The sequence below is a fragment of the Herbiconiux daphne genome, assembly GCF_024979295.1.
GTDB lineage: Bacteria > Actinomycetota > Actinomycetes > Actinomycetales > Microbacteriaceae > Herbiconiux > Herbiconiux daphnes.
Map to the genome: position 1 here is coordinate 185,904 of NZ_JANLCJ010000002.1, position 11,238 is coordinate 197,141.

The following is an 11,238-nucleotide window of genomic DNA, read 5'->3' on the forward strand; positions in this document are numbered from 1 at the left end:
TTCCACGAGCGTAGAGGATGCCGGTTAACGAAAAGAAGACCCGGCGTCATGCCGGGTCTTCTTTCGTTTTCACTGTCTCAACCAGTGTCTCCGAGGGGGGACTTGAACCCCCACGCCCTATACGGGCACTAGCACCTCAAGCTAGCGCGTCTGCCATTTCCGCCACCCGGAGTCAGGTGCCTGGCGATTGATCGCTCAACCAGCCAAGGAAAGACAATAGCACGGATGGCGTGCCGGCAAATCCACCGCCGCGGTCAGTGCCTACCGGTAGCGTGAACCACATGACGTCATCGCCTGAGCACGCCGAACTCGACCTGACGACCCGCATCGCGCGCGACCTGATCCGGTTCGACACGTCGAACTACGGCGAGGGCCGCTCCAACGGCGAGACCCCCGCGGCCGAATATCTGGCCGCGCATCTCGAGCGTCTCGGCCTGACCGTGCAGTCGTTCGACTCCGAGCCCGGCCGCACCAGCATCGTCACCCGCGTGCCCGGCCGCGATGCGTCGAAACCCGCACTCGTCGTGCACGGTCACACCGACGTCGTGCCGGCGATCGCGGCCGATTGGTCGGTCGATCCGTTCGGCGGCGACATCCGTGACGGCATGCTCTGGGGTCGCGGCGCGGTCGACATGAAGAACATGGATGCGATGGTCGTCGCCGCCCTCGATCGCATCCTGTCGTCGGGCCGGCAGCCCGAGCGCGAGCTCGTCGTGGCGTTCTTCGCCGACGAGGAGGCCGGGGGAGTTCTGGGTTCGCACTACCTAGTGCACGAGCATCCGCAGCTCTTCGAGGGCGCCACCGAGGCCATCAGCGAGGTGGGCGGCTACTCGATCGACCTCGACGGCAAGCGCGCCTACCTCGTGCAGACCGGCGAGAAGGCCCTGATCTGGATGAAGTTGATCGCCCGCGGCACCGCCGGCCACGGCTCCCAGGTCAACAACGACAACGCCGTCACGCGCCTCGCCCGCGCCGTGGCCACCATCGGCAGCCGCGAGTGGCCGGTGCACCTCACCGCTACCACCCGCCAGCTGCTCGACCGGGTGGCGGCCCTGCTTGGCAAAGACCCGCAGAAGCTCAGCGCCGACGAGATCGCCATCGCCACCGGCACCGCCTCGCGATTCATCTCGGCCACGCTGCGCACCACGACGAACCCCACGGGGCTGACGGCGGGCTACAAGCACAACGTCATCCCCGACCGCGCCGAAGCGCTGATCGACGTGCGCGTGCTGCCCGGGCACGAAGACGAGGTGCTCGCCGAGATCCGCGAACTCATCGGCGACGACGTCGAGATCGTGATCTCGCACCAAGACATCGGGCTCGAGACCACCTTCGACGGCGAGCTCGTCGACACCATGGTCGCGACGCTGCAAGAGCACGATCCCGGCGCGGAGGTTCTGCCCTACCTGCTCTCGGGCGGCACCGACAACAAGGCACTCAGCCTGCTCGGCATCCGCGGTTTCGGCTTCGCGCCGCTGCAGCTGCCGCCGACCCTCGACTTTCCCGCGATGTTCCATGGCGTTGACGAGCGTGTTCCGCTCGAGGCGCTAGGGTTTGGCACAGACGTTCTGACCGATCTGCTGCTGCGGTACTGATCCGCGCGGCAGACCCACCCGCGACCACGTGGTCGCCCCGGCGCGCCGGCGGCTTATGGCCTGCCGCGCACGATCACTCCAAAGGGAGACATGGACTTTCTCAACGCCGTCATCCTGGGATTTGTGCAAGGCCTGACCGAGTTCCTGCCGATCTCGTCCAGCGCGCACCTGCGCATCCTGGGCGAATTCCTGCCCGGCGCCGCCGACCCCGGAGCCGCTTTCACGGCGATCACGCAGCTCGGCACCGAGACCGCCGTCGTCGTGTTCTTCTGGCGCGACATCACGCGCATCATCGGCCGCTGGGCCCGGTCGCTGGCCGGCCGCGTGCCCCGCAACGACCCGGATGCGCGCATGGGCTGGCTGATCATCGTCGGCTCGATCCCGATCGTGGTGCTGGGCCTGCTCTTCCAAGACGCCATCGAGACGACGTTGCGATCGCTCTGGATCGTCGCCACGACCCTCATCGTGTTCGGCATCCTCCTCGGCATCGCCGACTACGTGGGGGCGAAGCGGCGGCGGCTCAAAGACCTCACCGTGCCCCACGGCATCATCTTCGGGTTCGCCCAGGCGCTCGCGCTCATCCCCGGCGTCTCGCGATCGGGCGGCACCATCACGGCCGGGCTCTTCATGGGCTACGAGCGGCGTGCGGCGGCGCGCTACTCGTTCCTGCTCGCCATTCCGGCGGTGTTCGGCAGCGGACTGTTCCAGGTCTACAAGAGCATCGGCGAGCCGAGCGTCTACGGGCCCATCGAGACTCTCGTGGCCACGGTCGTGGCGTTCATCGTGGGCCTGGTCGTGATCGCCTTCTTCATGAGCTACATCTCCAAGCGCAGCTTCCTGCCGTTCGTGATCTACCGCATCGCGCTCGGCGCGGTGCTGATCGTGCTGCTCAGCGCGGGGGTCATCGCGGCCTGACCGTCGGCGAAGTGCTTGACGATTCGGAACTAGGCTTGACCGGTGCGCTCCTGGCCCCGACCCGACATCCCCGCCCTTCCCGGCCGCGGTGCGGCACCCCGCATCCACGACGACTCGAGCGGCCGGTTCCTCGACTCGGCGAAGAACGACGGCACGGCCACGCTCTACGTCTGCGGCATCACCCCCTATGACGCCACCCACATCGGGCACGCGGCCACCTACCTCGCCTTCGACACGCTCGTGCGGGTCTGGCTCGACGCGGGGCTCGACGTGTCGTACACCCAGAACATCACCGACGTCGACGACCCGCTGCTCGAGCGCGCGGCGGCGACCGGTGTCGACTGGCGCGAACTCGCGGCCGGCCAGATCGAGCTGTTCCGCACCGACATGGCCGCCCTGCGGGTGTCGCCCCCGGATGCCTACATCGGCGTCACCGAGACCATCGACTCGATCGCGGGGGCCGTCGACGCCCTGCGCGCCCGCGGAATCGCCTATCCGGTGCCCACGCCCGACGCGGCGGAGGCCGGCGCCGAGGACTGGTATTTCGACATCGCGGCCGCCGAGGCGGCGACGCCGTGGGTGCTCGGATCGGAGAGCGGACTCGACCTCGAGACGATGAGCCGCCTGTTCCGCGAACGCGGGGGAGACCCCGACCGCGAGGGCAAGCGCGACCCGCTCGACCCGCTGCTCTGGCGCGTGGAGCGGGCCGGCGAACCGGCCTGGGACTCGGTCGTCGGCCGCGGCCGCCCCGGCTGGCACATCGAGTGCTCGGTGATCGCCCGCGAGACCCTCGGCGACACCATCTGCGTGCAGGGCGGCGGCGGCGACCTCGTGTTTCCGCACCACGAGTTCAGTGCCGCGCACGCCACCGCCCTGACCGGCGAGCGGTTCGCACGCATCAACGCGCACGGCGGCCTCGTGGCGTTCGACGGCGAGAAGATGAGCAAGTCGCTCGGCAACCTGGTGCTCGTGTCGCAGTTGCGCGAGGCGGGCACGGAACCGGATGCCGTGCGGCTCGCGATCCTCTCGCACCCCTACCGTGACGACTGGGAATGGCAGCGCGGCGACGAGCAGCGCGCCGCCGAGCGCCTGGCCACCTGGCGTGCTGCCGCCGCCTCGGTCTCGAGCGACCACCAACTCGACACCGCCCTCGACCGCGACGACGCCCTCGACCTGCTCTCGGCCGTGCGCACCCGCCTGCACGACGACCTCGACACCCCCGGCGCCCTCGACCTCTTCGACGACTGGTTCAGCGAACCCCACTCCGCCGAGTCGACGGCGCTGGCGGCACGGGTGCTCGACGCGCTGCTGGGCATCCGGCTGTAGCTGTGCTGGCTGCCGCCGCGGCGTGAGCTGCCGCCGCGGCCGTGCTTCGCGCGGCTGCGGCGGGGCGCGCCGCCGCCTCTGCGGCGCGCCGGAACATGTGAGCACGCGGTCGCTGCGCGGCCACGCGCTCACCCTGGGTCGTCCGGGAGCGCCCAGCAGTACGCGCCCCCGCCGCCCTCACCCCTTGGGTCGCCCCTCCCTCCCCATCCCCCGAGAAGTCTCTTCTCGTTGCTTCCTAGCCCCACTTGCTGCGAATAATGACTTCTTGGCAGGGCGGGTGAGGGGCGGGAACTCACGAGAAGAGCGCGGCGCAGAGGCGCGCGGCCCGAGGGTTCGGTTGGCGGGCAGCCAGTTAGTGTCCCGGCCCCCGGCTCCACCTTCACCGAAAAGTCACTTCTCGGTGCTTCCGGGCCGTAGTTGCCGCGAAAAGTGACTTCTCGGCGGGGTGGGTGAGGAGCGCGGACCCGCGAGAAGAGCGCAGCGCAGAGGCGCGCGGTCGGAGGGTTCGGTTGGCGGTCAGCGGGTTAGTGTCCTGGCCCCGACTCCACCTTCGCCGAGAAGTCACTTCTCGGTGCTTGCGAGCCCAACTTGCCACGAAAGTGACTTCTCGGCGGGGTGGGGATGGATGGGACCCACGGGAGGGCGCGGCACAGGAGCAGGACGTCACGGCAGGGATGCGCGGCGCGGGGCGCGGGGGTGCGCGGCGCAGGGAGGGGCCCACGGCGCGGTGGGCGCGCGGCGCAGGGAGAGGCGCGGGGCGCCGGGGTCGTGCGGGGCGCGGGGGGCGTGCGGAGTGGGAGTGGGGCGGCACGGGAGCGGACGCGTCGGGCCGCACTCGACGACCCAGGCTGAGCGCGTGGCCGCGCCAGCGACCGCGTGCTCAGGTGTGGCGGCGCGCCGCAGAGGCGGCGGCGCGCCCCGTGGCAGCCGCGCGCAGCACGGCCGCCACGGCAACTAGCACAGCCGCGGCAACCAGCACAGCAGCCACACCCGGTTTACTGGTCGCGCCGCCAGGGCTCGTCGGGGCGGCCGTCGCCGCGTTTGCGCAGGTAGCGCTCGAACTCCTGGGCGATGGCCTCACCGCTGGCCTCGGGGGAGTCGACGGTGTCGCGCGCCTGCTCGAGCTGCTGGATGTAGGCGGCCATGTCCTCGTCTTCACCGGCCAGCGCGTCGATGCCCGACTCCCAAGCGGTCGACTCGTCGGCGAGCTCGCCGCGGTCGATCGACACGTCGATCAGTTCCTCGATCTTGTCGATCAGGGCGAGAGTGGCCTTGGGCGACGGCGCGTTGTGCACGTAGTGCGGCACGGAAGCCCAGATCGAGATGGCCGGGATGCCGGCGCTCTCCGCGGCATCCGCGATCACGCTCAGGATGCCGACGGGCCCCTCGTAGGAGCTGCGCTCGATGTCGAGATCGGTGCGCACGAGCGGGTTCTCGCTCGTGGCGAAGACCGAGATCGGCCTCGTGTGCGGCACGTCGGCGAGCATCGCGCCGAGCAGCACGATGCCGCTGACGTCTTCGGCCAGGGCGGTCGAGATGATGTCGGCGGTGAACTTCTTCCAGTTGCGGGAGGGCTCGGCGCCGATCAGCAGGTAGACGTGCGAGTCGTCGCCCTGCGCGGTGGGGGCTCCGGATGCCGCGCCCTCGAGCTCGCCGTCGGGGCCGAAGATCGTGGCGCCCGGCCACACGAGCAGGCGGTGCCCCTCGTCGTCGGAGGTCACGACCGGCCGGTTGAACTGGAAGTCGAAGTACTCCTCGGTGTCGACCTCGAGAATCGGAATCACGTCGAGCTGGTCTTTGAGCACCTTGAGCGCCCCCGTCGCGGCTTCGCCGGCGTCGTTCCAGCCCTCGAACGCGACCAGCAGCAACCGGCCGCGCAGGAATCCGTTGTCTGTCACCGTGATGGGTACCTCGCTGGTTCGTCTGTGATGCCGACGGCACGGATGCCGTCAATCAAGGATAGGCGCGATCGGCCACACCGTAGACTTGTCGCCCGTGACCAACTCCTTGCCCGCCGCAGTCCTCTGGGACATGGACGGCACCATCGTCGACACCGAACCCTACTGGATGCTCGCCCAGGAGCGGCTCGTGGAGTCGTTCGGCGGCACCTGGTCGAAAGACGCCGCCATGACGCTCGTCGGCTCGGGCCTGGACCGCAGCGCCCGCATCCTGCAGGAATTCGGCGTCGACATGCCCGCCCAGGACATCATCGAGCTGCTCTCGACCCAGGTGATGGAGCAGATCAGCCAGAGCGTGCCGTGGCGGCCCGGAGCCCTCGAACTGCTCACCGCCCTGCACGCCGCCGGCGTTCCTCAGGCGCTCGTGACGATGTCGATCGGCCGCATGGCGCACCATGTCGCCGGCTACATCCCGTTCGACGCGTTCTCGACCGTCATCTCGGCCGACGTGGTGGTCGAGAGCAAACCGCACCCCGAGGCCTACCTGCGCGCGGCCGCCGACCTCGGCGTCGACATCACCCGGAGCGTCGCCATCGAGGACTCGGTGACCGGGGTGACCTCGGCCGTGGCATCCGGAGCCGCCGTCATCGGCGTCGAGCACCTGCTGTCGCTCGACGACTCGGGCGCCGCCGTCGTGTGGCCGACCCTCGACGGACGCACCCCGGCCGACCTCGCCGACGTGCTCGCGGGGGTGCACGCATGACCGCGCAGTACAGCGGACCGTTCCGCGAGGGCGACCGCGTTCAGCTCACCGGCCCCAAAGGCAAGCTCAACAGCATCACGCTCGAGTCGGGCAAGGTCTTCCACACCCACCGCGGCTTCATCGACCACGACGCGCTGATCGGGCTGCCCGACGGCTCAGTGGTGCAGAACTCGGTGGGCGTCGAGCACCTCGTGCTGCGGCCGCTGCTCACCGACTTCGTGATGTCGATGCCGAGGGGCGCCGCCATCATCTACCCGAAGGATGCCGCGCAGATTCTCGCTCAGGCCGACATCTTCCCGGGAGCCACCGTGGTCGAGGCCGGCGTCGGCTCGGGCGCGCTGTCGCTGTGGTTGCTGCGGGCGATCGGGCCGGAAGGCCACCTGTCGAGTTTCGAGCGCCGCGAGGAGTTCGCCGACGTGGCCCGCGCGAACGTGGCCGCCTACTTCGGGCACGTTCCAGACGGCTGGACGCTGACGGTCGGTGACCTCGTCGAGTCGCTGCCGAGCGTGAACGCCGACCACACGGTCGATCGCGTGGTGCTCGACATGCTCGCCCCATGGGAGTGCGTCGACGCGGTCGCCGACGCCCTGAAGCCCGGCGGCATCGTGCTCTGCTACGTGGCCACCGTGACCCAGCTGTCACGGGTGGTCGAGGCGATCCGCGACACCGGGCTGTTCACGAACCCGCTGCCGAACGAGACCATGGTGCGCGGCTGGCACGTCGAGGGCCTCGCCGTGCGCCCGGACCACCGCATGATCGGCCACACCGGCTTCCTCGTCTCCGCGCGGCGGCTGGCCCCCGGTGCCGTGCTGCCCGAACTCAAGCGCCGTGCGTCGAAGAGCGACTTCTCCGACGAGGACATGGAGGCCTGGACCCCGGGCGCGCTCGGCGAACGCGGCATCAGCGCGAAGAGCCTGCGCAAGCGGGTGCGGGCCGCCACGGCGACCGCGGATGCCGCGCTCGCCCGCGAAGCCCGTGAGGCCGGCGAGGCCGGCGGCGCCGGTGCCGTCGGCCCGCGCGACGATGAAATAGGATAGGTTCGCTCACCGGGCCCACGGCTCGTCGAATGCAGGAAATGAGGATCCGTGCGCAAGTCTCTCGCGCTCATTCTGTCGGCAGGCCTTCTGCTGTCGCTCGCCGCATGCAGCGGTTCGCCCGCGGCCCCCGACTGTGCAGGCGCCGCCCCCTCGGGCGAGTCGAGCGACGCCATCACGGCCACCGGTGACCTCGGCGCCGATCCTTCCGCCTCGTTCCCGTTCCCGCTCGTGACCGACACCCCGCAGCGCTCGGTGCTGATCGACGGCGACGGCCAGCAGGTGGGCCTCGGCGGCACGGTCGTCACGAGCTACACCGTCTACGACGGCGACACCGGCGCCGCGGTCGGCGCCCCCCAGTCGACCGCCCTCGTCGTCTCCGACGGCCTGCCCGCCGGCCTCAAGGGCGCCCTGCTCTGCACGAGCACCGGAGAGCGCGTCGCCGCCGTCATCCCGAAGGACGAAGCCGCCGAGATCGTGACCGGCGCCACCGGCTCGATCGTCATGGTGTTCGACATCTCGGCCGCGTTCCCGCAGGCCGCCGACGGCGCCGACCAGCCCGCTCAGGCCGGCTTCCCGAGCGTCGTGCACGACGCCGACGGCCGCCCGGGCATCACCATCAACTCCGGCGACAACCCCACCGAGGCGAAGTCCACGCTCATCAAGAAGGGCACCGGCGACCCCGTCGCCGAGGGCGACTCGCTCGTGGTGCAGGCCACGGCGGTCTCCTACGACGCCCCGCGCGACGTGGCGAACTCCACCTGGGAAGACGGCACGCCGCAGCTCTGGACGATGACGGCGGATGCCGCCCCCACCCAGTCCACCTGGCAGCCCGCCGGCATCGCCGAGCACCTGATCGGCCAGCCGATCGGCTCCGAGGTGCTCGTGGTGCTCCCGGGTGCCGACGGCGGCGCGGCCACGGCCTACGTCGTCGACCTGCTCGGTGTGCTGCCGTCGGCGACCCAGTAGGGCGCCCACGAACTAGAATTCTCGCGTGTCCTCGCAGAAGCAGCCGCCCGCCGTGCCGGTCGAAGAGCGTCTCTTCAGCCTGGTGCTCGCGCTGCTCGCCACCGAGGCGGGGCTGACCAAGAGCGAGATCCTCTCGACCGTGCAGGGCTACCGGCAGCGCTACGACGCCTACGGCGACAACGCGAGCCTCGAGCGGCAGTTCGAGCGCGACAAAGACGACATCCGCGAACTCGGCGTGCCGCTCGAGACCATCGAGACACCAGGAGACCCGGGCAACAACCAGTCGATGCGCTACCGCATCCCGCGCACCGCCTATGAACTGCCGGCCGACATCACGTTCTCGCCGGCCGAGACCACGCTGCTCAACCTCGCGGCGATGGCCTGGCGCGAGGGGTCGCTCTCGCGCGAGTCGCAGCGCGCTCTGCTCAAGCTGCGCTCCACCGGTGTCGAGACCACCGAGCCCGTGCTCGGCTACGCCCCGCGCATCCGCACCCGCGACGCGGCCTTCGACCCGCTGTCGGATGCGCTGACGCGCCGCGTGACCGCGTCGTTTCCCTATCTGAAGCCCGGCGACGCATCCGCTCGCCTGCGCACCGTGTCACCGCTCGCGCTGGTGCAGCACCAGGGCCGATGGCATCTCAAGGCCTTCGATCACGGCGTCGGCGAACCGCGCACGTTCCTGTTGTCGCGCATCACCGGCCCGGTCAAGGTGAGCCGGCAGCCGATCGAGGTGGCTCCGGGCGGGTATGCCGCGTCAGCGCTCGAAGAGCTCGACGAGATCTGGGAAGCCAACGTCGCCGACCTCGAGGTGCTGCCCGGCACCGACGCCGAGGTGCGACTCGCCCGCCGCCGTGGCGCAGAACGGGTCGACGGCTCCCGTGTGCTGCTGCACTTCACCGACGTCAACCTGCTCGCCGACGAGCTCGCCGGCTTCGGGCCCGAGGTGCGCGTGCTCGGCCCCGAACCGCTGATCGCCGCGGTGGTGTCGCGCCTCGAGGCCGCGGTCGCCGCGCACCAGGAGGCACGCTGATGGCGACCCCCCGCGACGCGCAGCAGTTCGCCTACGCGCAAGACAAGCTGACCTTCCTGCTCGCCCTGGTGCCCTACCTGCTCGACCACGGGCGGGTGACCGTGCGCGAGGCGGCCGAGCACTTCCAGGTGTCGGAGAAGCAGATCCGCGACGCGGTCTCGCTCATCGCCGTTTCGGGCGTTCCCGGCGAGACCATGCAATACCAGCACGGCGACCTGTTCGACATCTCGTGGGACGACTTCGACGAGCGCGACGAGATCGTGATCACCCACATGGTGGCGCTCGACGACTCGCCGCGGTTCTCGGCCCGCGAGGCCGCGGCCCTCATCGCCGGTCTGCAATACCTGCAGTCGTTGCCCGAGAACCTCGACAGCGGCGTCTACTCGTCGCTCATGGACAAGCTGGCCCGCGGCGCCTCCGAGAGCCCCAGCCAGGTGGCGGTCGCCCGTTCCGACGCCACCGGGTCGCTCGCCGAGGTGCGCGACGCGCTCGCCCGCGGCGTGCAGATCGAGTTCGACTACCTCTCCTCCCGCGGCTCGCGCGAACACCGCCGCGTCGACCCGCTGCGCATCGACTCCGACGACGAGAACTGGTACCTGCGCGCCTGGGACCACCTGCGCGAGGCCGTGCGCACCTTCCGGCTCGACCGCATGACCGACGTGAGGGTCACCGACGAGCCCGTGACCGGCTCGCACGACGACGTCGCACTCGGCGATCGCCTGTTCCAGGGCGCCGACGACGACCTCGTGGTGACCATCGAGCTCGACCCCTCGGCGCTGTCGCTGCTCGGCGAGTTCGTGTCGAGCGTCGATGCGCGGGCGACGGATGCCGCGGCATCCGTGTCGGGCCGGGTGCGCACCGACATCCGCGTCGCCCACATCAACGCCCTCAAGCGGCTCGTCACCGCGACATCGTCGGCGGTGACCATCGTCGACCCGCCCGAGGCCCGCGCGGCCGTCGTGGACTGGGCCAACGAGGCCCTGAGCCAATACCGGTCCGCAGGGCTCCCGGCCGCCGGGCGACCGGCCGACCCCGCCAGCGCCTAGGCTGGGGCCATGGCGTGGTGGGCGTGGCTGATCATCTGGACCGTTCTGGTGCTGGGGCTGTTCGCCATGCTCGCGCTGCTGGGCTACCGGTTGTTCGGCAAGGTGCGCGCCACGCTGCGTGAGCTCGAGAAGCTCACGGACCAGGTGGCGCAGCTCACCGAGAACGCCGAGGAACTGGCCGTCGACCACCCCGATCGGGCGATCGAACTCGGCTACGAAGAGGTCGCGCGCCGGCGCGAGCTGCACAATCAGCGGCGAGCGGAATTGAAGCAGGCACGCAGGGAAGCGCGCATCAGACGGGGTAAACTCCTCATCAAGCCCGAAACGATTCCGACTCTAAGGAAGTGGACCAATGCTCGGTAACCTCAACGGGTGGCACCTGGTCATCATCCTCGTCGTCATCCTGCTGTTGTTCGGGGCGACCCGTCTGCCTGCACTGTCGAAGAGCCTCGGCCAGTCGATGCGCATCTTCCGCAACGAGACCAAGGCGATGAAAGAAGAGAACGCCGCCGACAAGCCGGCTGAGCCCACCGTCGTCTCGACCCAGGCGGAGCCCCTTCCGGGCGCGACCACCACTGACTCCGTTCCTTCTGCCGCGACGCTGCCGGAGACGAAGACCGAACCGAAGTCGTAGGTTCCGTGGCCGCCAAGTCAACGCGGCA

The 11,238-nt window shown here is 70.0% G+C and carries 11 protein-coding genes and 1 tRNA gene; 10 read left to right on the forward strand and 2 right to left on the reverse strand.

The annotated features are described in order from the left end of the window. Window positions 1-87: 87 nt before the first annotated feature. Window positions 88-172 (reverse strand) — tRNA-Leu (locus N1032_RS06335). A 109-nt stretch (window positions 173-281) separates the two neighbouring features. Here N1032_RS06335 and N1032_RS06340 point away from each other — a divergent pair. The 3 genes from N1032_RS06340 (at window position 282) to mshC (ending at window position 3,836) form a co-directional block, all read left to right on the forward strand. Continuing rightward, window positions 282-1,595, forward strand: a complete 1,314-nt coding sequence (locus tag N1032_RS06340; protein WP_259538171.1) for a M20/M25/M40 family metallo-hydrolase — start codon at window positions 282-284, stop codon at window positions 1,593-1,595. Window positions 1,596-1,685: 90 nt separating this feature from the next. Beyond that, window positions 1,686-2,510, forward strand: a complete 825-nt coding sequence (locus N1032_RS06345; RefSeq protein ID WP_259538172.1) for an undecaprenyl-diphosphate phosphatase — start codon at window positions 1,686-1,688, stop codon at window positions 2,508-2,510. A 42-nt stretch (window positions 2,511-2,552) separates the two neighbouring features. Further along, complete coding sequence (gene mshC, locus N1032_RS06350; protein WP_259538173.1) at window positions 2,553-3,836, forward strand: cysteine--1-D-myo-inosityl 2-amino-2-deoxy-alpha-D-glucopyranoside ligase; 1,284 nt, start codon at window positions 2,553-2,555, stop codon at window positions 3,834-3,836. A gap of 995 nt (window positions 3,837-4,831) precedes the next feature. On the opposite strand, the gene N1032_RS06355 is transcribed toward mshC, so the two are convergent. Further along, window positions 4,832-5,734 carry a proteasome assembly chaperone family protein gene (locus tag N1032_RS06355; protein ID WP_259538175.1) on the reverse strand — a complete coding sequence of 301 codons (903 nt, stop codon included), beginning with the start codon at window positions 5,732-5,734 and terminating at the stop codon, window positions 4,832-4,834. Between the two features lie 97 nt (window positions 5,735-5,831). Between N1032_RS06355 and N1032_RS06360 the strand changes: the two genes are divergently transcribed. From N1032_RS06360 to tatA, 7 genes are read left to right on the forward strand one after another with little or no spacing between them, the layout of a single operon-like run. Further along, complete coding sequence (locus tag N1032_RS06360) at window positions 5,832-6,497, forward strand: HAD family hydrolase (RefSeq protein ID WP_259538176.1); 666 nt, start codon at window positions 5,832-5,834, stop codon at window positions 6,495-6,497. Beyond that, window positions 6,494-7,534, forward strand: a complete 1,041-nt coding sequence (locus tag N1032_RS06365) for a tRNA (adenine-N1)-methyltransferase (RefSeq protein WP_259538177.1) — start codon at window positions 6,494-6,496, stop codon at window positions 7,532-7,534. The genes N1032_RS06360 and N1032_RS06365 overlap by 4 nt, the downstream gene beginning before the upstream one ends. 48 nt (window positions 7,535-7,582) lie before the next feature. Further along, a complete protein-coding gene (locus N1032_RS06370; protein WP_259538178.1) occupies window positions 7,583-8,500 on the forward strand; it encodes a hypothetical protein in 918 nt (305 codons plus the stop codon). 25 nt (window positions 8,501-8,525) lie between these two features. Then, window positions 8,526-9,530, forward strand: coding sequence for a helix-turn-helix transcriptional regulator (locus N1032_RS06375; protein ID WP_259538179.1), 1,005 nt, complete (start codon window positions 8,526-8,528; stop codon window positions 9,528-9,530). Next, window positions 9,530-10,576, forward strand: a complete 1,047-nt coding sequence (locus tag N1032_RS06380) for a helix-turn-helix transcriptional regulator (RefSeq protein WP_259538181.1) — start codon at window positions 9,530-9,532, stop codon at window positions 10,574-10,576. The genes N1032_RS06375 and N1032_RS06380 overlap by 1 nt, the downstream gene beginning before the upstream one ends. A gap of 9 nt (window positions 10,577-10,585) precedes the next feature. Then, the gene (locus N1032_RS06385) at window positions 10,586-10,939 is read left to right on the forward strand and encodes a hypothetical protein (RefSeq protein ID WP_259538182.1); all 354 of its coding nucleotides are present in this window, start codon (window positions 10,586-10,588) and stop codon (window positions 10,937-10,939) included. Continuing rightward, window positions 10,929-11,210, forward strand: coding sequence for a Sec-independent protein translocase subunit TatA (gene tatA, locus N1032_RS06390; protein WP_259538183.1), 282 nt, complete (start codon window positions 10,929-10,931; stop codon window positions 11,208-11,210). Before N1032_RS06385 ends, tatA begins: the two co-directional genes overlap by 11 nt. The last annotated feature ends 28 nt before the right edge of the window (window positions 11,211-11,238 follow it).

Bases quoted from the DNA above. Each gene is read 5' to 3' on its own strand.
- N1032_RS06340 (WP_259538171.1), top strand. From the start codon at position 282: ATGACGTCATCGCCTGAGCACGCCGAACTCGACCTGACGACCCGCATC.
- N1032_RS06345 (WP_259538172.1), top strand. From the start codon at position 1,686: ATGGACTTTCTCAACGCCGTCATCCTGGGATTTGTGCAAGGCCTGACC.
- N1032_RS06365 (WP_259538177.1), top strand. From the start codon at position 6,494: ATGACCGCGCAGTACAGCGGACCGTTCCGCGAGGGCGACCGCGTTCAG.
- N1032_RS06380 (WP_259538181.1), top strand. From the start codon at position 9,530: ATGGCGACCCCCCGCGACGCGCAGCAGTTCGCCTACGCGCAAGACAAG.
- N1032_RS06385 (WP_259538182.1), top strand. From the start codon at position 10,586: ATGGCGTGGTGGGCGTGGCTGATCATCTGGACCGTTCTGGTGCTGGGG.
- tatA (WP_259538183.1), top strand. From the start codon at position 10,929: ATGCTCGGTAACCTCAACGGGTGGCACCTGGTCATCATCCTCGTCGTC.